A 22,561-nucleotide genomic window follows, 5' to 3' on the forward strand; every position below is an offset into this window, starting at 1 on the left:
CCACCTCCGCGCTCGCGATGAGGCCGCGAGGATGGGCGGATGTCGACGGATGCCGTGCCCCCACGCGACTCGAGGACGCCCGGTGTCCGGGCGCGGAACCTGAGATGGTGGGTGCGCGACTACGGCTACGCGCTCGCCGCGCAGCGACGGGCGGCCTTCGGTCGGTCGCTCCCCGAGGGGTTGACGAGCGGAACAGGCACGCCGATCGTCCTGCTGCCGGGCATCTACGAGACCTGGCGCTTCCTCGAACCCCTCGCCCGGGTGCTGCACGACAGAGGCCACCCCGTGCACGCGGTGACCGAGCTCGGTGACAACCGCCGACCGATCGCCGAGCAGGCTCGCCGCTTGGGCTCTCTGCTCGAGACGAGGGGCCTCGACGACGTCGTGCTGGTGGCGCACAGCAAGGGGGGCCTCATCGGCAAGCACCTGATGGCGTTCAGCCCGCTCGGGGACCGCGTCAGGGCGATGGTGGCCGTCGCGACCCCGTTCGGGGGCTCGCGCTACAGCAGGGTCATGCCGACGCCGTCCTTGCGCGCCTTCGCGTCGGGGGATGCGACGATGCGGGCGCTGTCCGCGGCCGTCGAGGCCAACGCGCGCATCGTCTCGATCTACGGCGTCTTCGACCCGCACATCCCCGAAGGCAGCGAACTGGCGGGTGCGCGGAACGTGCCCCTGTCCACGGGCGGGCATTTCCGCGTCCTCGCCGACCCGCGCGTGGTGGAAGAGGTCGTCCGCGTGGCGGAATGACCCACCCGGCCGCGTGGTGGCACTCAGGCGGCGTCGGGGTGGGCGATGCGCGGTGCGAAGACGGTGTCGGATGCCGCGGACGAAGTCCGGGAGATCATGCAGCACGTGTCGCCGGCGTCGACGCACAGATCGGCGACGGCGCAGCGCATGCGGCGGAGGAACGCCGTCACTGCCTCTGTCTCGCTCTCGGTCATTCCGCGGGTGGCCTGCATCATCCGGGCGTGCATGGCGGTGAGGGTCTCGCGCATCTCGTCATCCGCGTGGGCGGTCGTCGAGACGAGCACCTTGCGACGGTCCACGGGATGCGGCCGGCGCGTCAGGTGACCGGAGCGCTCGAGGCGGTCGAGGAGGGCGGTGACCGATGCCGTGGAGACGCCCAGGTGACGGGCGAGATCGATCGGGGTCACGTCGCGCTGGGCGCTCGCCGCGCGCGTGAGGAAGCGCAGGACGAGCAGTTCGTTCTCGCCCATCGCCATCGAATCCTGCGTGCGTCGGCGCATCGTCATCTCGGCCGCGCGGTACGACCGCATGGCCTCCATGATGCGCGCCCCGCGCTCGTCTTCGCGATTCTCGCTGTACCAGTACGAGGGCGGTGACGGATCTTCGTTCGTCATCTGGTTCCTAATATCTCGCTTGCCTATTCGCTAGTCTAACTAGTAAGTTCTGAAACGAGCAACGAGCAGAGGGGTACATCATGGCGAAGCTCTACTACGGCACGACGACCGAGCCGATCAGCATCGACGACCGCATGTTGGCGCACGTCAAAGTCGTGGTCGCCACGAAACTGCGACGTGGCGAGAGCTTCACGCTCTCGTGGATCCACGGCGCCGACGAGCCCGCCGGCCGATCGACGATCTGGCTGCAGCCGTCCATTCCGCTGCGGTTCGTGTTCGACTCCGAGCAGCCCGAGGCTCTCGACCAGAACCTCCTCAAGCGCATGGCGAACGACGCCAACTCCTCGCGAGGGCTGAGCCTCGACATCTCGATGGACGAGCCGGCCCAGACCGGCTCCGCCACCCGTCCTGCTTCGCAGGGCGGCAAGGCGGCGCGCTCGCTCGCTCGAGCGGCGTGAGCGGGCCGAGGGAGCGGACGGTCGGGACCGCGAGTGGTCCCGTCTCCTTCGCTACGTGGGCGCACACTGAACAACGTCTTCGAGAAAGAGAGCAATGAACCCTCCTGCCACGTGGGACCTCCCCACCGAACCGATCTCCATCGTCACCGCGGAGGAACTCGAGGCGCTCAGTCGCCGGTGACGTCTCCGTCAGTCGGCGGAGGCGCGTGCTCGCTGCGGATGCGAATCGTCCCGAGCGCGAAGAGCACCGTGCCGATCGCGAGCAGGCCCAGCTTGGGCTCCGTGGGGGAGTCCGCCGGGAAGAGGAGCGTCGGGGCGGCCAGCACCGCCGCCGATGCGACGCACAGGAGAACGGCCACCGGGCGCTGCGTCGACCGTTTCGTCATCGGGCTCCCTCCGGTTCGCCGCTAGCCTAGCGAGCCGCTGAAGCGGAGGCACGGTCTCGCCGTTCGGGTTCCGTGACCGCGAAACCGTGCCTCCCTGAGCAACCGGTCGGCGGGTTGGGAACCTGGGGGAGAACCGTTCGCGCCGCTGCTCGAGGTCGAGCATCGCACGTGATGCAGACGGTCTGAGAGGCTGATCGAGCGTTATCACCCGTCAATGCGTCAGAGATCATCAGACGCTGTCGGCGGGGCCGCTTGCGAAGAAGAAGGTGCGGGCAGAGCGTCGGCATCTTGCGTTTGCGGCCCCCCGGCTCGCATGCGCCGCGTTCGCTCTGCCCGCTGAACCAAGCATCCGACGTCGCGGGGGCAGACTGAAGCCCAAAGGCCCGGAAATCACCCTGACGGCCGAACACCTCACCACGCGGGGCGGGGCAACGGGGCGAAGCGATAGTGTGGCCGGGCGCCACCCGGGAGGACCCATGACCGAAACCGTCGAGCGGCCCGTCTCGGGAGTCCGTCGAGACGCCCCCCATCGGCCCGCTCTGCTGGCGAATGTGGGGGCTGCCGCCGCGTTCGGCAGTGCCGCCCTCATCTGGTTGTGTCGTGCTTGGGATCCGAGCGTCCAATACGTCAGCCAGTTGGGCGCGACCGCGATGCCCACGGCTCCGGTGTTCAACCTCGCGCTGCTCCTGCTCGCCGTGGCCGCGGTGCTGGTGGATCGCGCGCTCGTTGCGCGGCCGGTCGGCTACGTCGTGGGGTGGCCCGTGGCGACGACCCTGCTGATCTGCGGGCTCTGCTTCGGCGTCGCCTCCGTGGTCACGTGCTCGCCGGGCTGTCCCGTTCCCTTCACTCCCGGTTCGCTCCCTCAGGATCTCCTGCACATCACGTTCGCCGTGCTGGGATTCGTGCTCGCGATCGTCGCGATGGGGCAGGTCGCGATGATCCGCCGTCGTCCGTGGATGCGCGCGACGAGCGTGGTCACGCTCATCGCGGTCGGCGTCACCGCTTTCACCGGGGCGATGATCGCCCTCTTCCGGGGGGACACCGCGCTGGGCGGCAACCTCGAGTTCACGGCTGCCACCCTGGCGATCGCCTGGTTCGGTGTATTCGGACTGCAGGTCGCCGCCGACCATCGCCAGGCCGTCCGCCGGGGCTCGTCGGTCTGAATCGGTCCGCCGAGCGATTACCGTGTCTCGCGTGCGACTTCACCGACTCCGACGGCTGCTGACCTGGCTGCTGTCGTTCGCCGCGCTCGTGGTCATCCTCGCGGTGCTGCGCGGTGCCGGCGTTCCCCTCTCGGTGCCGGGGGTGCTGATCGTGGTTGCGGCGCTGGTCCTCGCGCGCGTCGTCATCGGACGTGCGCGTCGCCGGCGCCGCGACCGTGCGATCACTCCACCTCGGTCTCGATGAGACCCCAGGCGTGCGCGGCGCGGATCGCGCTCGATCTGTCGGAGACCTCGAGCTTGCGGTAGAGGCTCTGCAGCTGGGTCTTGACGGTGTTCGGCGAGACCACGAGCGCTCGGGCGATGTCGGCGATCGTCGAGGTCGGCGTCAGCTGTGCCAGCACGACCTGCTCCCGACGCGTCAGGTGCGGAACGCTCACCGACGAGGCGAAGAACGAGGCGCGCTTCTCCACCTGCTCTCGTGCCGTCGGCGACAGCATCCGCAGCACGAGGGCTCGGTCCTCCGGCGCGACCGCACTCCACGGACTCCACAGGCCGTAGCGCATGCTCAGCGCCTCGGCGCGCTGCACGGCCGAGCGGTGCGCGGCCACGCCGTTCAAGCGGACGTCGGCGACGATGCTGACCACCAGGCTCTCCAGAGCGGCCCGGGGAGACGGCTCATGGTGCAGACCCCACTTCACGCTCATCACGAAGGCCTCGTGGGCGCGTCCGGCGTACAACTGCGAGAGCGCGATCGCCGGAGCGGTCGTCGACGACAGGGCGAAGGGCCCTTCGAACAGAGCCAGCGCTTTGCGCGCCTGGCGCAGCGCGATGAGCACCCGGGCGCGCGCGGTGAGGATCTGCGTGGACTGGAAGTGCGACGGCGGCGTGCTGCGCGCGCGTGCGGTCCACGACCGCAAAAGACCGAGAGCATCGGGCGCCGCCTCCGACAGCAGGTAGGACTGCACGTGCACGGCAGCGGCGTAGGGCCAGAGCTCGCGCGCGCCCGCAGTGGCGCTGACGTCGTCGAGGATCGATCGCGCAGCGGGAGCGTCGCCCTCTTCGAGGAGGAGCCACGCGGTCGCGATGCGCATTCCTTCCCCCCAGGGCGAAGCCGCCCAGTCGTCCTCGGCGCTCTGACGCGCGATGTTGCGAGCCTCGGCGACGTCGCCCTCCATCAGGGCGATGATCGCGCGGGCCCCCCGGGCGCGGAGTTTGCGGGCGGGGGGAGCGACCCGCTCGGACTGGGCCAGCGCGAGACCGGCATCGCGCAGCTTGCCCATCGCGAACGAGGTCATGGCCACCTGGTACCACCCCTCGGCGGTCGCGTCCGCACCGGATTCCGACGACCGGCGTAGCGCGTCGGAGAGCAGTGAGGCGGCTTCGGTCGCGAGGGCGAAACGGCCGGCCGCTTGCAGGATGCCGACGCGGAGGACGAGCGATTCGACATCGGTCGATGAGGCGCTCTTCGCGTCGGGCAGCTGCGTCAGCACCCGGACGGCGGCGGTCGGGGTCTCGGCCGAGCAGGCGGTCTGCGGATCGAGGGCGAGCAACGCGTCCATGGTCCGCGGAGTCAGCGGCGCCGTCGTCCGCAGCACTCCGACCAGCCGGGAGAAGGCCGCCTTGTCGCGCGCCCAGATCTCGGGTCCGGAGGACCGCAGGATCGAGGCGAGCATCTCCCAACGTTCGGCATCGGCTGCCATCTGCGCGGCTCGCACTTGCTCGCCGCCGCGGACGAGGTGGTCGAGCAGCTTCGACTGGGCGGAGCTGACGAGCTCGGGCTTGCGCGTGCCGATGTCGCGGAGCCACTGCTCCCGGACCGGCTCCGCGAGGGTCAAGCGCGTCGCGCTCGGCCACATGAACCCCGCGCTCTGCAGTTCGCTCAACAGCTGGCGGACCGAGCCGACCGTCGGATCGATCCCCAGCGCGTCCGCGAGGGGCACGGTGACGTACGGGGCGACCGCGAGAAGGCGGACCTCGTCGGTGATGACCTGCGACAGGCGCTCCTCCATGTCGGCCGTCAAGGTCGCCCCGGCGTGCTCCGCCGCGACGATGGCCTCGTCTCGGGTGCGTAACGGGAGGCCCTCGAGCCGGAGGCGGGCGGCGACGAGCTGACACAGCGCCGGCCAGCCGTGCGTGCGCTCGACGAGGGTCTCGACCCCCACCTCTGTGCTCTCGACGCCGTTGAGTGCGAGGACGGACGCCACCTCCTGCTGCGACATCAGCAGGTGCGGGGCGGGGACGACCTGCACGTCGAACTCGAGAGCGACCAGCGGGCTCTCGAGCCCTGTCGCCTGGCGGGTGGCGACGACGATGCGAAGGGCCGTGTCGGCGCGCAGGAGGGCGAGGACGTCGTCGGTCGTGAGTCCCTCGGCCTCGTTGAAGTTGTCGATCAGCAGCACGTGCAGGCTCGGTCCGTCCGAGAAGGCGTCGAGGACGCGCGAGAGTTCTTTCGCACCCGTCACGCCGCCGTCGATGAACTGCACGCCGCGCTCCGGGTCGTGCTCCATGGAGGCCGCGAACTGGCGCAGCAGCGAGGTCTTTCCGACGCCGGCGGGACCTCGTAGGAGCACGACGTCGCTCGACATGGCCTCGCGCACGCGGGCGATCGCCTCGTGGCGCGTCGTCCAGAATCGGCTGGTCCGGCGGATCGCACGGATGCCATCGGGCGCTGTCTCCACATCGATCAGCATGAGTACCTCCAAAGTGTCGCGACGTCGGCGCTCTCGGGCGAGCGCGATCTCCACGCGGCGGTGTGCCGTGCGTGTCGAGATGATCTTCGGGGTGATGCGGCATTCGATCCGTCGAAACGGCGATCTTTCATCCCCCTTGTCATCCCCTCATCACCCCCTGCTCTTCACCCTTTTTTCTCACCCTCCGGCGGTCCGGCCGGTGGGTCGGCGGTGCCTCGCAGCGCGGGACCCTATCGGTCAACGCGGCTCCGCCGACGAGGCGGCTGATCGGCGAGCGCCGTCTTTCGCCCGTCGCCGCGGTGCGAAGGCGCGCGCGAAGAGATCTCGGACTCGTGCCTATGCTGCGGCGACCCGGCGGTGTCTCCGCCGCATCGCGAAAGGCGGATCCGAGTGGACATGCAGAAGGTCGTGCGCATCTTGCGCGCCTACTGGAAGGCGATCGTCGCCTTGACGATCGTGGGGAGCTTGGCGGGGTTCGCCTGGAGCGCCGTGCAACCGCGCGTCTACACCGCCGACGCCAGCGGGTACGTCGCGGCCACCTCGTCGGACGGGTCGACGGGAGCAGCCCTCGCCGGAGACCAGCTCGCGCTGTCGAAGGTCAAGTCGTTCGTCGACATGGGCTACTGGCGCAGCGTCGCCGAGTCGGCGCGGCAGCAGTTGGGGGTCGATGACAGCCCGGAAGACCTCGTGCAGCGCATCCACGTGTCCAATCCGGTCGACACCGTGAACATCCGGGTGGATGCCACGGGGTCGACGCCCGAAGCGGCCCGCGATCTCGCCGAGGCCTGGATCCACGGCATGACCTCCGAGGTCAACGGATTGGAGACGGGCGGGAACGGTGAAGGCGCCGTGCGTCTGATCGCCGGGGATTCCGCGCGCCTCCCCGACGCTCCGTCGTCTCCGAACGTCAAGCTCGACGTGCTGATCGGCGGTCTGCTCGGTGCCGTGGCCGGTGTCGTGTTCGCGCTCGTGCGCCGGGCGTTCGATCGCCGGCTGCGCAACGCCCGCGACGTCACCGACGCCGTCGACGCGTCGGTCGTCGGTGTGCTCCCCGTCGACAAGGACCTCGCCGGCGGTCGAGCGGTGTTCTCGTTCGACGACATCAAGGACGGTCGGGGATCGTTCGCTCACAAGGAGGCCATGCGCGAGTTGCGCACGAACCTCCAGTACGTCGACGTCGACCGCCCCGCCCGCATCATGGTGATCACGAGTCCGCTCCCCGGTGACGGCAAGTCCACCACTGCGGCGAACCTCGCAGTCAGCATCGCGGCCACGGGACAGTCCGTCATCCTGATCGACGCCGACCTGCGACGACCGGTGCTGGGCGGCATCTTCGGCTTCTCCGATGACGTGGGGCTCTCGGACGTCCTCGCCGGCCGTGCACAGATCGAGCAGGTCGCACATCAGGTCGATGAGCACGGGCGCCTGTTCGTCGTGGCGGCCGGGCGCACGCCGCCCAACCCCACCGAGATGGTCGGTTCTCAGCGCATGCAGGCGCTGACCCGCAAGCTCGCCGAAGACCTCGTGGTGATCATCGATTCCCCGCCCACGTTGGCGGTGGCGGATGCGGCCGTCATCGCGAGCTGGGCGGACGGGGCCGTGCTGGTGGTCACGGTCGGCCGTACGACCGACGACATGCTCACGCGCGCGACCGAGAACCTCGCGAAGACCCGTGGCCGCCTCCTGGGCGTCGTGCTGAACCGGATGCCGCTGCGCGGCGCGGACTCGAGCTACTACGGAGCCCAGTACGGCGGCTACTACGGCTACGGCGTGCCGGCCTCGACTCGGGGACCCTGGTGGCGCCTCCGGCGCCGGGTACCGGCGGAGGCGGGCGCGGTATCGGACGCGGATTCCGCGTCGCGTCGCGCGTCCGGCGGTGTCCCGCCGGAGAACGTGCGAGGGCTGCGGACTCTCGCCCACCGGAGGACGACTGGCGCGCCTGTGGGTGAGCCGACTGGTGATCCGGCCATGGTCGGAGCCCCCTCGGGAGCGGAAGACTCCGCGCACCTGCGCCGTTCGCGGGGGAAGTGAACCTCCGCACCTGACAACGTGCAAAGGGGGGAGGCGCCGATCCGATGGATCGGACCCCCCCCCCCCCCCCCCCCCCCCCCTTGTTCGTCAGTGCGCGGTTTCGCCGGGAGCGACGACGGCGCGGAAGGTGCGGGCGAGGATCACGATGTCGCCGACGAGGGACCAATTCTCGACGTAGAAGAGGTCGAGTCGGATGGCATCGTCCCAGGCCAGCGCGGATCTGCCGCTGACCTGCCAGAGCCCGCTCATCCCCGGGCGCACCATGAGCCGACGGTGGGCGTCGTCGTCGTAGAACTCCACTTCCGCGTCGCGCTGCGGGCGCGGGCCGACGAGGCTCATCTGCCCGCCGAGGACGTTGAAGAGCTGCGGCAGCTCGTCGAGCGAGTACTTGCGCAACCATCGCCCGACAGGCGTGATGCGGGGGTCGTTGTCGATCTTGAACAGGGGAGTGCCCTCGCGCCCCTGTTCGGCGAGCAGCTCCTGCAGCCGCGCGTCGGCTCCGTCGATCATCGATCTGAACTTCAGCATGCCGAAGTGCGCGCCGCCCTGTCCGACGCGCTCCTGGCGGAAGAAGACCGGTCCCGGCCCCGAGGCGCGCACGAGCAGGGCGAGCACCGCGAAGACGGGAGCGAGGGCGAGCACGAGCACACCGGCTCCGGCGATGTCGAAGACGCGCTTCAGAACGCGCTGGGTGGCGGAGAACTGCGGCGTCTCGACATGCACGAGGGGTAGGCCTGCGACCGGCCTCGTGTGGAGCCGGGGGCCGGCGACATCGATGAGGTTCATCGCGACGATGAGGTGGTGTCGGCCGGAGTCGAGGCTCCAGCCGATCCTGCGGATGTCTGCGGGCTGGAGGACCGCTCCGCCCGAGACGAGCACGCCGTCGGCGCCGGACGTCGCCAGACACTCGCGCAGGGCGTTCGCCTCCTCGTCCGACCACGCGGGGCCCGATCCCGCGCGAGAGAGGGCGAGCACTCCGACGACGTGGAGGCCGGCGCTCGGCTGGCGAGAGAGTTCGCCGGCGACGCGCTCGTTCTCGTCTGCGGCTCCGACGAGCACCACTCGCGTGCTCATGGCCCCCGCGGCGCGACGGCGGGAGAGCCATCGCCGGCTCAGGAGCCGCCCGCACAGAAGGCCGGCGGTGCCCAGCGGGAGGCTCAACAGGAAGTAGCCACGCGAGAGCTCCGCGTCGCTCAGGTAGGCCACGATCGAGACGAGCCCGAACATCTGCATCGACGCGGCGAGGATGAGGCGGTACTCGGCTGCTCCGTAACCGATGACGCGAGGCTGGCGAGTACCCCAGAGGAACAGGGCCGCCAGCCAGGCCGCCGCGAGACCGAAGGACACCGCCGTATAGGTGACGGGCGCGGATGCCACGTGCACAGGGTCCGGGCCGAGCCAGGCCACCTGCGCACCGAAGACGGCCGCGGCGATCACCGCGGTGTCGACGGCGGCCACCACGTGGGAGTACTTCCTCTGCCAGGGCGTGCGCACGCCCCTGCCGGACCGGGTGAGATTGTCGGACTCGACGGATGAGGCGACGAGTGAGACGGAAGAGTTCATGCATACTCCGCAGTCCATGCCCGGGGGCTGATGATCCCCCCACCGCCCCGGGATGGTTTCGACGGTGGGCGCGGGGACTCTGCCACCTTCGCGGTGGTCGAAAGACCGGGGATCCGGGCGATGGTGCGGGGTGAAGCCCGTTCCTTGGTGCGCTCGTCACTCCGGTGGTGCGTCCACGCCGAGCGGCTCGCCCGCCGCCCGCACCGCACATAGCCCTCGCGCTCACCCCTGCGTCAGTTCGCCTCACCATGCCTCGAAGACCTCACTCAGAGGCGATCGAGGATGACGTAGGCATGTTTACATGTCTATGTGGGGGTGATGCACCGATCAAGCTTTACCTATGACCGATGCGCCCGACCCCTGGTCCGACTTCGTCCGCGAACTCGGCATGCGCATATTCCGCGCGCGCTCCGAACAGCACCTTTCGCAGGAGCAGGTCGCGCACGCTGCCGGGCTCGCGACCTTCACGTACCGGAAGCTGGAGAAGGGCGAGTCCAATCCGGGCACTTCCGCCAACCCGCGTCTGCGGACGATCGTGGCCGTCTCCGAGGTGCTCGGGGTGCCGCTGCCGGACCTCATTCCGACCCCGCCGAAGGGGCTGCCGCCCGAACGGTGAGGGCAGTGTCGGAGGTCTGTTGTTCACTGTGTTCGTGCCCGCCGATGTTCGGGTCGCCGAGTTCTGCGGCGGCCCCGAGAGAGAGGTGTCAGGCATGGCCGCTGATGATCGATTCGCCCGCGAGGTGAAGACCCGACGATGCTCTTACGAATGGTGCGTCACCGCGCACGGGGCGACCGTTCACCCCGACGACGAAGATCATCGCAGCGCGGGTCGCGGATTCCGAGCCTGGGTCCGCGACGGTTCCGGGCGGGGGACGGGGACGCTCAGTGACGTCGAGGTCGGCGCGCTCCGGCGCACCGACGACGATCGCACGTGGGTGGTCGTCGAGACGGGCGCGGGGATCGCCCTGGCTCTCGACGCCGACGCGGCTCGTTCGCTGGGGCGGCGGCTGACCGACGATCTGGGGCCGACCGGCGTCTTGCGATCCGTCTTCGACGACCGGTGATGTCGCTGCCCGGTGGCATGCGGATGACCCACGACGTCGTCGGGCGTCTGTGCGGCCGGAGTCAGGACGCCGCGGCTGCTTTCCGCGCGGCTCGCCGGTCGTGCACCCACGCCCACGCGGCCGAGCCCAGATAGAGCAGGCACAGCGGAAGGGCGATGATGAGCATGCTCATCAGGTCGGAGGGCGGCGTGACCGCAGCCGAGAAGACGACGATGATCACCAGCGCGACGCGCCACCCGCGGATGATCGTCCGTGCGCTCAGCACCCCGACGGCGTTCAGCAGGACCACGGCCAGGGGAGAGACGAAGGCGATTCCGACGCCGACGACGAGCTTGAGGAGGAAGTCGAAGTACTGACTCGCGGTGAGCAGGGTGGTCGAACCGGCCGGCGCGAAGCTCGCGAGCACGTGCACGATCTGCGGCATGACGGTCCAGCCGAAGAAGACGCCTCCGAAGAAGAGCGGAAGCGCCGTAGCGACGAAGACGATGCCCATCCGCCGTTCGCGCGAGGTCAGACCGGGAACGAGAAAGCCCCACACCTGGGTCAGCCAGACGGGGGCCGCGAGCACGATGCCGAGCGTCATGGCGATCTTGAACCGCAGATCGAAGGCTTCGCCGAGTCGCGTGAAGTTGAGGCTGGTCGTCGAGGGACCCTGCACGGAGCTCAGCGGCGCCGATGCCGCCTCGATCACCAGGTCGGAGAGCAGGAAGCCGCCGACGGCCGCGACGATGATGGCGATCGCAGAGACCGTGGCGCGTCGACGGAACTCGGACAGATGGGACAGGAGGGACATGGCCCCGCCGCTCCCTGTGCCGTCGGCGTGTCGGCTTCGGCGCCGATCGCGCACGCGGGTGCGGGATCTCACGTGGACGACGACGGGCCTGACGGATTGCGGCCCGGCTGGTCGTTCGCCGTCGCGGAAGAGGGCGCCGACGCGGGTTCCGTCTTGTCGCCCTTCGCCTCGCGCGTCTCGGCGCGCAGAATGCGAACCGATTCACCGACGCTCTTGGCGAGGCTCGGCAGCTTGGCGGCACCGAACAAGAGGAGGACGACCGCCAGGATGAGGAGCAGGTGCCAGCCAGAGAACGCATTGCCGAAAATACCCATGTGGGAACCCTTCGATAGACGGCGGTACTCCTCATGCTTGACGCCCGACATCATGAGAAGGGGGCGTGGGTGCGCGAACATCGCCCGGACCCCGAGGAAATTCACCCGGTTGGCGAAGAAAGGCCGATCGGCCGACTGCGCCGGTTCACGCGTTCTACTGGAGCGGCGGGGCGAGCTCTCGCAGAAGAGGGGGCGTGATGCGCGCATGCCGTTCATGACCGTCGATCGCATCCTCGTGCTGTGCACGGCGAACATGATCCGCTCACCGTTCGTGGCCGGATTGCTCTCGTCGCGGCTGCCGCAGGCGCGGGCCGGACGCCTCGCGGTGCACAGCGCCGGGACGGCGGCGCGACCCGGGCACGCGGTGCCCGAGGACGTCCTGCGAATCGGACGGACCTACGGGTTGTCGCTCGACACCCATCGCTCGCGCCGTCTGGACGAGAGCCTCCTGCGGGCGGGCGACACGGTGCTGTGCGCGGAAGCCGCTCACCGTCGCGTCGTGCTCGATCTGCGCCCGGATCTCATCGCCTCCACGTTCACGATCCGCGAGTTCGCCCGGCTGACCGAGGCTCCGTCCGTGCGTGGTTCGGCCGGTTCGTGGGCGGAGCTCGTGCGCGCCTGCGCCGGTGCCCGACTCGCCTCGGCGGGCACGAACGCCGAGACCGACGACATCGTCGACCCCGTCGACGGACCCGCCTCGGCGTGGTTCGCGTTCGAGCGCCAGGCCACCGGCGCCGTCTCGGCGATCCTGGGCGCCGTCGGATCGTTGCGACCCACCGGCCCGAGTGCCTCCGCCGCCGATCCGGCCCCCCGCACGCGGCGGGAGTACCGACAGGCGCAGCTCACGCCGTCAGACCCGCCCGCCCCGTGGAGGAAGTGACATGTTCGATTTCGGACTCGACAAACTGCTCCTCGTCGGAATCCTCGTCGGGGTGATCCTCGGACCCTCACGGCTGCGCGAGCTTCGTCAGACGATCCCGCGCTCACTGGGTCGGCTGCACGCCCTTTACCTCGAGGGGCGGTCGCAGGTCATCGACGAACTCGACGATCTGGCGCCGGATTGGCGCGAGTATGACCCGCGCGCTCTTCATCCACGCCGGATCCTGCGCGAACTCGCCGACACCGCCGCACGGGATGCGGCGACGGGAGGGGAGAAGACGACCGCGGACGCCGCTCAGGGTGAGTCGGAAGGTGAGGGGGGCGACGCCAAGGAACGGCGTGAGTCGAGCGCTGGCTCGCCTCACCCCGTGTCCGTCACGGCGGAGAACTCGCCGAGCGAGGTGCCCTCCGCTCCGCCGGATGGCGAGACGTCAGAGGCGCCCGGAGGGGACGAGCTCGTGCGGGGCGCCCGCGACCGAGAGGACCGACTCGGACTCGGCGCGGGTGATCATCCGACCCACCCCGACGCCGACGGCGACGGACGCGAGCGCCCAGACGATGACGGCACAGAACACAGCGGCGAGAGCGATCATGGGACTTCTCCTTCGTAGCCCGATTGCCCACCGGTGAGGTGGTTGATGTCACGGTAGCGCCGCGGACGGCCCGGACGCGGCATCCGGAGACCATCGATTCGCGCGTGTCAGCCTTTTCTGGTGAACGTTCTGCGGACGATGCGCAGGAGTCCGAGGAATCCGAAAAGGCCGATCACGGCGCCGAGCACGCCGAACAGCGTGATCGATCCGCCCAGAACGGGACCCCCGCCGGCGACCACGAGGACCACGGCGAGGACGACGGCGGCGATGGAGACCAGCGTCGAGGCGATCTCGGCGGTGGTGCGGCCGAGGATGCCGCCCACGTCGTCGCCGCTCTCGCCGCGGAGGGTGATGCCGATCGACCCCTTCTCGGCGCCGGCGAGGAGGTTCTCGAGGCGACGGGGGATGCGCTGCAGCCGGGCGAGCGAGATGACGCTCTGCGCTTGCAGGTCGGTGAGCATCTTCTTCGCCGAAACGGTGCGCCGCAGAAGGCTCGGCATGAGCGGGAGGGCTTCTCCGACCATGTCGAAATCGTCGACGATGACCCGGAGGCACCCCTCGAGCGTGGCGAAGCTGCGGAACGCCGAAGCCAGCTCGCCCGGGAGCGCGATGTGGTGTTGGCGAATCACATCCACCATGCGGGTGAAGATCGAACCCTGCCCGGTGGTGCGCAGGTGTTCGGTCGTGAGCACGATACCGACATCGTGGCGGAAGGCCTCGACGTCGAGGTCGTCGGGAGGATCGACGATCAGCAGCAGGGCGTCGGTGGCCGCGACGTCGTTCTCGCTCAGGGCGGCGAGCAGGAACGCGGTCATGTGCTGGCGACGGCTGCGCTCGATCACTCCGACGGCGCCGAAGTCGATGAGCCCGAGGGAGCCGTTCTCGCGGAGGAGGACATTGCCCGGATGCAGATCGGCGTGGAAGACCCCGTAGACGAGGATCTGTTCGATCACCGTCGACATCAACACCCGTGCGAGCCGTTCCCGGTCGTCGGCGGTCATCGCTGCCAACCGCTCGGCGGAATCGCTCAGTGCGGTGCCGTCGACGAGCTCCATCGTCAGGACGCGCTGATGCGAGGCTGCCGCGTGGATCCGCGGAACGGTGACCATGCTGCGGCGGTCGGGCTCCGCGCGGTCGATGAGATCGACCGTCGAGGCGACCATCATGGTGTTGCGGGCCTCGATGCGGTAGTCGAGCTCCTCGAGCAGGGTGGCGGTGAAGCCGCGCGCGACCGACTCGATGCGCAGATCGCGCCCGACGCGCGTGCGCATCTCGGCCCGGTGCGCGAGTCGGCCGATGATGTCGGCATCCGCCTCCACTTGGGCGCGCGCGGCGGGACGCTGCACCTTCACGACCACGGCGGTGCCGTCGAGAAGGTGCGCGCGGTGGACCTGCGCGACGGAGGCAGCGGCGAGGGGAGAGGGGTCCACGTCGGCGTACACCTGATCGAGGGGGCGACCGAGGTCCGTCTCGATCACCGCCCGCACGGTGTCCCACGGCAACGTGGTCGCCTTCGTCTGAAGGGAGGCGAGCGCGCTCAGGTAGGGCTCCGGGATGAGGTCTCGACGGGTCGAGAGCACCTGCCCGAGTTTGACGAAGCTGACCCCGGCGTCGTTGATGGTCGCGACGATCGCGTTCGCGCGTTCCTCGGAGGTGCTCAACTGCTCTTCGACCCGTGAACGACCGCCGTGGAACAGCCAGCCGACGCCGTGACGCGAGGCGATGGCGAGGATCTCCAGGTACCGGCGCGTGCGCTTTCGCTGGCGCAGCGCGGCGCGCACGAGATCGACGGGGTTGGGGAGCGCGCGCGTGGGGAAGATCGCCTCGCTCGCGACCAAGGCGGCGACGCCCAACGCGAAGACCCACGCGAGGGAGAGGGCGATCAGCCCGACCCACAACCACACGTCGTCCGCGGGGATGGGCGTCGTGGCATCCGGAAGCCCTGTCTGGCGCAACGTCCACTGCGTGAACGGCACGCCGAGGAAGAAGACGAGCAGGCCGACCACGATGCTGCGTGGCCACCCCACTGCGGTGCCGAGGACGCGGCGCGCCACGAACCCCACGAGCACCGCAGACACGATGGCGGAGATCGAGATGAGCAGAGTGGCGACCACGGGGTCAGCGTATCGGCCCGTCGCTCACCCGCCACGAGGCGGACGCGCGGGCGGTCAGTGGTGGAGTTCGCGCAACAGCTTCTTCCCGCGCTTCTCCGCCGCGGACGCGGCCTTCTTGGCAGCCTTGTGACGACGCTTGCGTGCCCGGGGGTCGTCCCAGAGTCGCACCAGTTGGTGCCCGACCGATTCGCGGTTCTTCACCTGCACTCGCGATGAGCGCGCACCGACGACGTACGCGACGACCGCGATCGCGCCGATCAGGATGATCTTGTTGCGCATGGCATCCTCCTCTGGATCCGGATCCGCCGCGTGCCGACACGGAGGTCGTGGGCACGGACGAGACCCTCATCACTCAGACGTGTCGACCACCGCATTCGTCACGCGATTCACGACGGGCGACGCGCAACGACGACGAACGCCCCGACCGGAAGGGGTCGGGGCGTTCGTCATCACGGGAGGCTCAGGGGCGGCCCATGCCGAAGTAGGTCCATCCGGCCGCACGCCAGGCTGCGGGGTCGAGGCAGTTGCGGCCGTCGATGACGACGCGGCCGCGCGCGAGCGACGCGGCGTGCTCGGGGGAGAGCTCGCGGCGGTACTCGTCCCACTCCGTGACCACGATCACGGCGTCGGCATCGCGCAGGGTCGCGTCGAGGTCGGCGTCGTAGGTCAGCTGGGGATGGATGCGTCGCGCGTTCTCGATCGCGGCCGGGTCGGTGAGCGTCACGTGAGCACCGAGCCCGTGCAGGCGGACGGCGACGTCGAGCGCGGGGGAGTCGCGGATGTCGTCGCTGTGAGGCTTGAAGGCCGCACCCAGGACGGCGATCTTCTTCTCGAAGACGCTCCCGTCGAGCGCCTGCGTGGCGAGCTCGACGGCGCGGTCACGACGGCGCAGGTTGATCGCGTCGATCTCGCGAAGGAAGGCGACGGACTCGCCGCGACCGAGCTCCTCCGCGCGAGCGGAGAAGGCGCGGATGTCCTTGGGCAGGCATCCGCCGCCGAAGCCGATCCCGGCGCCGAGGAATCGTCGGCCGATGCGGGCGTCGTGGCCGATGGCGTCGGCGAGGGTCGTGACATCGGCTCCGGTGACCTCGGCGATCTCCGCCATGGCGTTGATGAAGCTGATCTTCGTCGCGAGGAAGGCGTTCGCCGACACCTTGACGAGCTCGGCCGTGGCGTAGTCGGTGACGATGAAGGGCGTGCCCTTGGCGATCGACGGGTGGTAGACCTCGCGGAGGACCTGGGCGCAACGCTCGCCCTCGGCCGTCGGGGCACCGTCGTCGGAGGGGACGCCGGCCACGAGACGGTCGGGATCGACGGTGTCCTGTACGGCCCAGCCCTCGCGGAGGAACTCGGGGTTCCACACGAGGGTCGCACCGCGCTCGGCGACGCGCGGTGCGAGACGCGCGGCCGTGCCCACGGGAACAGTCGATTTTCCGGCGACGATGTCGCCCTCGCTGAGGAAGGGCAGCAGGGCGTCGACGGCCGCGTTGACATAGGTCATGTCGGCGGCGTGCCCACCGGCTTGCTGCGGGGTGCCGACACCGATGAAGTGCACCACGGCGCCCTGCGCCGCGGACATCTCGGTCGTGAACGACAGACGACCAGAGGCGATGCCCTCGGTCAGAATCTCCTGCAGACCGGGCTCGAAGAAGGGGGCCTCCCCGCGGGAGAGCGCCGCGATCTTGCGCTCATCGACGTCGATCCCGACGACCTCGTGACCGATGGAAGCCATCGCGGCGGCGTGCACCGCTCCGAGATAACCGCATCCCACTACAGACAAACGCACTATTTAGCCTTTCGGGTAGGTGTGGACGCACTTCCGCGGGGCGGAGCGCGTTCCCGCGACCACGCGGGCGGACATCATGCGGCTGTCTCGCCCGGCGCCAGGGTGGCGCGAGCCGTCTTGCCGAGGATGACGAAGTCGCCGAGGAGCGTCCAGTTCTCCACGTAGGAGAGATCCAGTCGCACCGACTCCTCCCAGGATAGAGAGGAGCGGCCGCTGACCTGCCACAGACCGGTGATCCCGGGCTTGGCCAGGAAGCGGCGGTGCACGTGATCGGCGTAGACGGCGACCTCGGACGGCAACGGAGGACGCGGGCCCACGAGCGACATCGAGCCGCCGATCACGTTGAACAGCTGGGGGAGTTCATCGAGGCTGAACTTGCGCATGATCCGCCCGATCGGGGTGACGCGCGGATCGTTCTTCATCTTGAACAGCACTTCGTTGCCCGAGTCGCGGTCGTCTGCGGCCAGCTGCGCCAGCAACTCCTCGGCATCCACCACCATCGACCGGAACTTGATCATGGTGAACTCGCGTCCGCGGAAGCCCACGCGGGTCTGCCGGAAGAAGATCGGCCCCTCGCTCGAGAGCCGCACGGCGGCCATGAGGAACAGCAGGAGCGGGCTGAGCAGCACGACGCCGACCGATGCCGCGATCAGGTCGACGCTGCGCTTGAGGAAGCTCTGCCCCTTGGAGAACTTCGGGGTCTCGACGTGGATGAGGGGGAGCCCGGCGACGGGGCGCGTGTGCAGGCGCGGGCCGGCGATGTCGACGATGCTCGGGGCGAGCACGAGGTGCTGACGACCCGCCTCGAGACTCCAGGAGATCTGCTTCACCTTGGACGCCGGCAGATCGTCGGCGCTCGTGATGGCGACGGTGTCGGCGCCGGTCGCCTGCAGGGCGCGGGTCACGTCGCCGACCTGGCCCATCACGGGGATCGAGGTCCCGGGGATGACGTCGGCGACCTTTCCGTTGGGGACGCATGCCCCCACCACTCGGTAGCCGGCGCTCGGCGTGCGGGCGAACTCCTGGGCGAGGTGCGTGACCGAGGGGAGGGATCCGACCAGGAGGACGCTCGCCGAAGACAGGCCGCGCGAGCGCTGGAACACGAGCCACTGCCGCCACATCCACCGCGTGAAGATGAGTACGAGGATGCCGGCGGGGAGGCTGATGAGGAGATAACCGCGCGCGACGTCGATCTGCGTGAGGAAGGCGACGATGGCGATCGTGCCGAAGAGGCGGAAGCTCGAATCGGCGATGCGCACGTATTCCTGCGAGCCGGTGCCGATGACGCGGTCGCTGCGGGAGTCGACGAACGACAGCGACCACATCCACGTCACGATGACGATCGCCGAGAAGACCCAGTACGACAGATCCGAGATGCGGCTGTCGCTGCCTGCGGCGACCTGCGCGTTGCCGAGGCCGAACCAGAGCAGCTGCGTGCCGTAGACCACCCAGACGAGCGCGAAGAAGTCGGTGATGGCGAGGTTGCGTCGGTAGCGGCGCCGCCACGGGTCGGGGGACGGCGCTGGGGGCACACGAGGCGCGACGGTCTGCGGCCCCGGGGTCTGCGCCTGTGGGTCGTCAGGAAGCGGTGCGTCCTCGGCGGGCAGGCCCGTCCGCACGTCAAAGGCCACGATGTGATGCCCCTCCCCCGGGGTTCGAGCGCGCCGATATCGACTTGTGAAAGATAACAGGCTCGATTCGTCGGCGTCGGCGACCTTTGCGAACTGTCATTCGTCCGAAACATGAACGTTGCGTCCGTGCGCGGGACGGCCGGGTCGTGGCGGCGGGAAGGACGCGTCGTTTACACTCGGGGCGGGCCGGGGGGACCCCCCGGTGTCCGTCATTCTCGGCCTCGCCAGGGCGAGACCCCCACCCGCCGCCGGAAGGCCTTCGATGTCACGCGCTGATCTGCGCCCGAGGCCTCCGCGCCGACGCCTCTCGGCGGGGCTCATCGCGGCGCTCGCCATGGCCGTGGTGGTCGTCAGCGCCGTCGCGGGTGTGTTCGCGTTCGCCCTCCTGCGACCCGGTGGCGACCCCGTCGCGGCCTCCGCGTCACCGTCGGCGTCATCCGTTCCGACGAAATCGCCATCGGCGCAGCCGACCCCCACCGCGAGCGACACGCCGACTTCGACTCCGACGCCGCCTCCGCCTCCCGCGGTGTCTTCTCCCGCGGCTCAGCCGTGCGAGTCGGGCGCGACGATGCTGACGGTCTGGGCGCATCCCGACGACGACATCATCTTCGCCAACCCGATGATCTCCGACGCCCTCGCTGCCGGCGAGTGCGTCCGAACGGTCTTCGTGACCGCCGGCGACGCGGGCAAGGGGATGGGGTACGTGAAGGCGCGCGAGCTCGGCATCCTCCGCGCCTACAACGCCATGCGAAAGAACGACGGGCTGTGGGATGCGCAGGAGTTCGACCTCTCCTCCGGGCTGCACGTGCGACGGCTCAGCCCCCAGGGCGACGCGCGCGTGTCGGTGCTGTTCCTGCGCCTTCCCGACGGCAACATCACCGACGGGGGATTCTCGGCGACGGGCTACGCCACCCTGAGCAAGCTGTGGGACGGGCAGAGCGCGACGCTCGCGCCGATCGACGGCGGATCCGCCGTCTCGCGCGATCAGCTCGTCGCGTCGATCGCCGAACTCGGAGCCGCGCTCACTCCCGCGCAGATCCTGACGCACATCCCGCGCGGCAGCGCCTTCGCGCCCGGGGACCATCCCGACCATTCGGTGGTGGGCAGCCTCGTGCGCGAGGCGATCGGAGCGAACGCGACCTTGGCACCCGGCATCCGGTACTTCGTCGGCTACCCGTCGCAGAACCTGCCCCGCAACCTCGACGACGCGACCCTCGACGCCAAGGTCGACACGTACCGCATCTACACCCAGCAGGACGACGTCATCCGGTGCGCGGACCGATCGGCGTGCCTGAAGACGCGGAAGTTCGGCGAGTGGCTGCAGCGGTCGTACCCCAAGACCGAGGCAGAGCTCCAGCTGGGCTGAGCGGGATCAGCTCTCGTCGAGGGAGTTTTCGACGGCGGTGCGCGCGTCGCGCTCGGCGATGATCTCGACGAAGTCCTTCACGGGGGCGTCGGCGTATTTGTCGACCGCCGCCACCGCCTCGTCGTGGATGACGTCGGACGGTGCGGCGGGGAAGCGCGCCTGAACGCGCTCCTCCACTTCGGCGATCGTTTCGTCCTTGTCGAAGCCCTCGCTGTGTTTCGTCATGGCCGGACCTCAGTGCTGGTAGGTGCCGTGCAGGATCGCGCGGCCGAGCGTTTTGAACGCCAGGTTGAACGAGACCACGGCGGGGGAGGCGTCGGCGTCGACGCCGAGGGTGTCCTCGCCCACGGCGTGAACGACGAAGAAGTAGCGGTGGATCTGGTCGCCCTCCGGCGGTGCCGCTCCCATGAAGCCGGCCTCGCCGCCGTCGTTCCGCACGTGGAACGCGCCGCCGGGCAGATCGGCGGCGGCCGCGCCCGTCGCCAGCTCCGTCACGTCGCCGGGGAGGTCGACGAGGACCCAGTGCCAGAACCCGCTCGGGGTCGGCGCGTCGGGGTCGAAGCAGGTGACGACGAACGATTTCGTCCCCTCGGGTGCCCCCGACCAGCGCAGGTGCGGGGAGGTGTTGCCGCCGTCGGCGACCTGGTCGTCCTTCAGCGGCTGTCCGTCGGTGACGTCGTAGCTGACCACCTCGAACGAGGCGACGGCGGGGAGGAGCGGGTAGGGGTCCGGAGTCTGCGCGCGGGAGAGGTCGACCATGACGGGCACGTTAGGCGGCGCAGGTGACGTGTCGCGAGGGCTTGCACCGTGCCCGGCCGACCGGTAGCGGTCAGCGGGTGACGGCGAGGAGCGAGCGGGCGACGTCGTGGCATCCGCCGGGTGAGGGAAGGCCGTAATCGACCTCGACGACCGTGCGGAGTTCGGCCGCGAGGTCGTCGGCCGTGGGGGCGCTTTCCAGAGCTCCGAGGATGGGGAGGATCAGGTCGTCGTACTCGTCGGCGGGCCAGCCACGACCGATGTGGTGCACGCCGATGGGGTCCCATTCGTTGAGGATTTCGCGGATGCGGAGGGCTTCGGGAGACAGTGACCGCGGCGGTGAGGACGTCTGCATGCCCCGAGTGTGGGCAGTGCGCTTCGGAGTGGGCTGAGCGTCGGCCCAGCGCTGGGTGTACGAAGAGTGCAGAGAGCGTCGCGAATGCCGTCGCTCGGAGGTTCTTCAGCAGGATCATCGACGAGCCGATGTAGCGTCGGTAGCCGATATCCGCCGCCGGGGGGCGCTGTACAGGACGGAGTCGCCGTGAGTGACATCGACGAGCCTTCGGGCGGCGACCCCGCGCGCGGCGGCGACCAGTCGTCGCGCAAGAGCGGACTGTCCCGGCGCACGCTCGTCTTCGGGGGGATCGCGGTCGGCGGCTTGGCCGTGCTCGGCGGGGGAGCGCTGGTGTACCGGGAGGTGCGACGCGCCGCGGGACCCGAGGGCAGCTGGGTGAAGTTGAGCCCGATCGTGCCGCTGCCCGAATCGTCGCCCGGCGCCACCTCGCCGGCGTTCGAGCAACCGGGGGCGGACACGACGGTCGCCGTCTGGGCCCACGCCGATGACGACATCATCTTCGCCAACCCGCATCTCGCGGGGATCATCGCCTCGGGCGCGACCCTGCGCACGGTCTTCGTCACGGCCGGCGATGCGGGACGGGGCCTGGAGTACGCGAAGCTGCGCGAAGCCGGCATCCGCGCCGCCTACGACGACATGCGCGGCAGCTCGGAGCCGTGGGACGAGAAGCAGATCACGTTGCTCAGCGGCGCGCGGGTCACGCGCTTCGTGCCGTCGGACGACGATCGGCTGTCGATCACCGTCCTGCGGCTGCCCGACGGCAATCTGAGCGCGAAGGGTTTCCCCGCCACCGGCGATGCGGGCCTGACGCAGCTCATCAACGGCACCGTGCCGGCTCTGCAGCCCATCGATGACGGTCCCACCCTCGACAGCGGGCGCCTGTCGCAGACCGTCGCCGAGTTGATCCACGCGGGTCGGCCCGACCGCGTGACGACGAACGTTCCGCACGAGAGCGCCTTCGCCCGGGGCGACCACCCCGACCACTCGTGCGTGGGATCGCTCGTGCGCACGGTCGCGGCGACGGCGGGGGTGGCGGCGGAGGCCATCACCTACTACATCGGTTATCCGTCGCAGCACCAGCCGCCGAACGTGCTCGGCGCGGACCTCGATGCGAAGGTGGCGGCCTACCAGACCTACGCCGCGCACGACCCCGTCGTGACGTGCGACTCCGCCGCGGCCTGTCTGGCGCAGCCGGGGTTCGGTCAGTGGCTGCGGCGCTCGTATCCCAAGACGGACGGCGAATTGCAGCTGCACTGAG

Annotated in this window: 24 protein-coding genes; 10 read left to right on the top strand and 14 right to left on the bottom strand. The window is 69.7% G+C overall.

What is annotated here, in order from left to right:
• The first annotated feature begins 111 nt into the window (after positions 1-111).
• Complete coding sequence (locus tag LPW41_RS04215; RefSeq protein WP_230704182.1) at positions 112-747, top strand: triacylglycerol lipase; 636 nt, start codon at positions 112-114, stop codon at positions 745-747.
• A gap of 23 nt (positions 748-770) precedes the next feature.
• On the opposite strand, the gene LPW41_RS04220 is transcribed toward LPW41_RS04215, so the two are convergent.
• Positions 771-1,361, bottom strand: coding sequence for a MarR family winged helix-turn-helix transcriptional regulator (locus tag LPW41_RS04220; RefSeq protein WP_144829597.1), 591 nt, complete (start codon positions 1,359-1,361; stop codon positions 771-773).
• Between the two features lie 80 nt (positions 1,362-1,441).
• Between LPW41_RS04220 and LPW41_RS04225 the strand changes: the two genes are divergently transcribed.
• Positions 1,442-1,819 carry a hypothetical protein gene (locus tag LPW41_RS04225; RefSeq protein ID WP_230704183.1) on the top strand — a complete coding sequence of 126 codons (378 nt, stop codon included), beginning with the start codon at positions 1,442-1,444 and terminating at the stop codon, positions 1,817-1,819.
• A gap of 167 nt (positions 1,820-1,986) precedes the next feature.
• Here the strand turns inward: LPW41_RS04225 and LPW41_RS04230 are convergent, their stop codons facing one another.
• On the bottom strand, positions 1,987-2,205 hold the full coding sequence (locus LPW41_RS04230) for a hypothetical protein (protein WP_230704184.1): 219 nt from the start codon (positions 2,203-2,205) through the stop codon (positions 1,987-1,989).
• A gap of 476 nt (positions 2,206-2,681) precedes the next feature.
• Between LPW41_RS04230 and LPW41_RS04235 the strand changes: the two genes are divergently transcribed.
• The gene (locus LPW41_RS04235; protein ID WP_230704185.1) at positions 2,682-3,368 is read left to right on the top strand and encodes a DUF998 domain-containing protein; all 687 of its coding nucleotides are present in this window, start codon (positions 2,682-2,684) and stop codon (positions 3,366-3,368) included.
• Between the two features lie 31 nt (positions 3,369-3,399).
• Positions 3,400-3,612, top strand: coding sequence for a hypothetical protein (locus LPW41_RS04240; RefSeq protein ID WP_144829585.1), 213 nt, complete (start codon positions 3,400-3,402; stop codon positions 3,610-3,612).
• Here LPW41_RS04240 and LPW41_RS04245 read toward each other — a convergent pair.
• Positions 3,590-6,058, bottom strand: coding sequence for a LuxR C-terminal-related transcriptional regulator (locus tag LPW41_RS04245; protein WP_230704186.1), 2,469 nt, complete (start codon positions 6,056-6,058; stop codon positions 3,590-3,592). The genes LPW41_RS04240 and LPW41_RS04245 overlap by 23 nt on opposite strands.
• A 396-nt stretch (positions 6,059-6,454) precedes the next feature.
• Between LPW41_RS04245 and LPW41_RS04250 the strand changes: the two genes are divergently transcribed.
• A complete protein-coding gene (locus LPW41_RS04250) occupies positions 6,455-8,089 on the top strand; it encodes a polysaccharide biosynthesis tyrosine autokinase (protein WP_230704519.1) in 1,635 nt (544 codons plus the stop codon).
• A gap of 87 nt (positions 8,090-8,176) precedes the next feature.
• On the opposite strand, the gene LPW41_RS04255 is transcribed toward LPW41_RS04250, so the two are convergent.
• On the bottom strand, positions 8,177-9,652 hold the full coding sequence (locus LPW41_RS04255; protein WP_230704187.1) for a sugar transferase: 1,476 nt from the start codon (positions 9,650-9,652) through the stop codon (positions 8,177-8,179).
• A 340-nt stretch (positions 9,653-9,992) separates the two neighbouring features.
• On the opposite strand from LPW41_RS04255, the gene LPW41_RS04260 reads away from it, so the two are divergent.
• Together LPW41_RS04260 and LPW41_RS04265 are read left to right on the top strand one after the other, a co-directional pair.
• Positions 9,993-10,268, top strand: coding sequence for a helix-turn-helix domain-containing protein (locus tag LPW41_RS04260; protein WP_144829575.1), 276 nt, complete (start codon positions 9,993-9,995; stop codon positions 10,266-10,268).
• Between the two features lie 94 nt (positions 10,269-10,362).
• The gene (locus LPW41_RS04265) at positions 10,363-10,716 is read left to right on the top strand and encodes a hypothetical protein (RefSeq protein WP_144829572.1); all 354 of its coding nucleotides are present in this window, start codon (positions 10,363-10,365) and stop codon (positions 10,714-10,716) included.
• 61 nt (positions 10,717-10,777) lie between these two features.
• On the opposite strand, the gene tatC is transcribed toward LPW41_RS04265, so the two are convergent.
• Positions 10,778-11,509 carry a twin-arginine translocase subunit TatC gene (gene tatC / locus LPW41_RS04270; protein WP_154096166.1) on the bottom strand — a complete coding sequence of 244 codons (732 nt, stop codon included), beginning with the start codon at positions 11,507-11,509 and terminating at the stop codon, positions 10,778-10,780.
• Between the two features lie 68 nt (positions 11,510-11,577).
• A complete protein-coding gene (tatA, locus tag LPW41_RS04275; RefSeq protein WP_230704188.1) occupies positions 11,578-12,039 on the bottom strand; it encodes a twin-arginine translocase TatA/TatE family subunit in 462 nt (153 codons plus the stop codon).
• On the opposite strand from tatA, the gene LPW41_RS04280 reads away from it, so the two are divergent.
• Positions 12,038-12,703: a hypothetical protein gene (locus LPW41_RS04280; protein WP_186325410.1), complete on the top strand. Its 666-nt coding sequence runs from the start codon at positions 12,038-12,040 to the stop codon at positions 12,701-12,703. The two genes, tatA and LPW41_RS04280, sit on opposite strands and share 2 nt — an antisense overlap.
• Before the next feature lie 430 nt (positions 12,704-13,133).
• Here LPW41_RS04280 and LPW41_RS04285 read toward each other — a convergent pair whose 3' ends face one another.
• From LPW41_RS04285 to LPW41_RS04305, 5 genes are all read right to left on the bottom strand, one after another.
• Positions 13,134-13,295 (bottom strand): hypothetical protein, encoded by a 162-nt coding sequence (locus tag LPW41_RS04285; protein WP_186325409.1) that lies wholly within the window; start codon positions 13,293-13,295, stop codon positions 13,134-13,136.
• Between the two features lie 107 nt (positions 13,296-13,402).
• Positions 13,403-15,409 carry an AarF/ABC1/UbiB kinase family protein gene (locus tag LPW41_RS04290; RefSeq protein ID WP_144829555.1) on the bottom strand — a complete coding sequence of 669 codons (2,007 nt, stop codon included), beginning with the start codon at positions 15,407-15,409 and terminating at the stop codon, positions 13,403-13,405.
• A gap of 54 nt (positions 15,410-15,463) precedes the next feature.
• The gene (locus LPW41_RS04295; protein WP_144829552.1) at positions 15,464-15,688 is read right to left on the bottom strand and encodes a hypothetical protein; all 225 of its coding nucleotides are present in this window, start codon (positions 15,686-15,688) and stop codon (positions 15,464-15,466) included.
• A 181-nt stretch (positions 15,689-15,869) separates the two neighbouring features.
• Entirely contained in the window at positions 15,870-17,195 is a 1,326-nt protein-coding gene (locus tag LPW41_RS04300) for a UDP-glucose/GDP-mannose dehydrogenase family protein (protein WP_144829550.1), read from the bottom strand.
• Between the two features lie 74 nt (positions 17,196-17,269).
• A complete protein-coding gene (locus tag LPW41_RS04305; RefSeq protein ID WP_230704189.1) occupies positions 17,270-18,727 on the bottom strand; it encodes a sugar transferase in 1,458 nt (485 codons plus the stop codon).
• Positions 18,728-19,088: 361 nt separating this feature from the next.
• Here LPW41_RS04305 and LPW41_RS04310 point away from each other — a divergent pair, with 361 nt between their 5' ends.
• Positions 19,089-20,192 (top strand): PIG-L family deacetylase, encoded by a 1,104-nt coding sequence (locus LPW41_RS04310; RefSeq protein WP_144829545.1) that lies wholly within the window; start codon positions 19,089-19,091, stop codon positions 20,190-20,192.
• Positions 20,193-20,198: 6 nt separating this feature from the next.
• Here the strand turns inward: LPW41_RS04310 and LPW41_RS04315 are convergent, their stop codons facing one another.
• The 3 genes from LPW41_RS04315 to LPW41_RS04325 form a co-directional block, all read right to left on the bottom strand.
• Positions 20,199-20,417 carry a three-helix bundle dimerization domain-containing protein gene (locus LPW41_RS04315; RefSeq protein ID WP_230704190.1) on the bottom strand — a complete coding sequence of 73 codons (219 nt, stop codon included), beginning with the start codon at positions 20,415-20,417 and terminating at the stop codon, positions 20,199-20,201.
• A 9-nt stretch (positions 20,418-20,426) separates the two neighbouring features.
• Complete coding sequence (locus LPW41_RS04320; protein WP_144829539.1) at positions 20,427-20,951, bottom strand: YbhB/YbcL family Raf kinase inhibitor-like protein; 525 nt, start codon at positions 20,949-20,951, stop codon at positions 20,427-20,429.
• 70 nt (positions 20,952-21,021) lie between these two features.
• Positions 21,022-21,303: a hypothetical protein gene (locus LPW41_RS04325; protein ID WP_144829537.1), complete on the bottom strand. Its 282-nt coding sequence runs from the start codon at positions 21,301-21,303 to the stop codon at positions 21,022-21,024.
• A 186-nt stretch (positions 21,304-21,489) separates the two neighbouring features.
• Between LPW41_RS04325 and LPW41_RS04330 the strand changes: the two genes are divergently transcribed.
• The gene (locus tag LPW41_RS04330) at positions 21,490-22,560 is read left to right on the top strand and encodes a PIG-L family deacetylase (RefSeq protein ID WP_186325408.1); all 1,071 of its coding nucleotides are present in this window, start codon (positions 21,490-21,492) and stop codon (positions 22,558-22,560) included.
• Position 22,561 lies beyond the last annotated feature (1 nt).

Origin of the sequence: Microbacterium sp. JC 701 (assembly GCF_021026215.1) — a bacterium.
GTDB lineage: Bacteria > Actinomycetota > Actinomycetes > Actinomycetales > Microbacteriaceae > Microbacterium > Microbacterium algihabitans.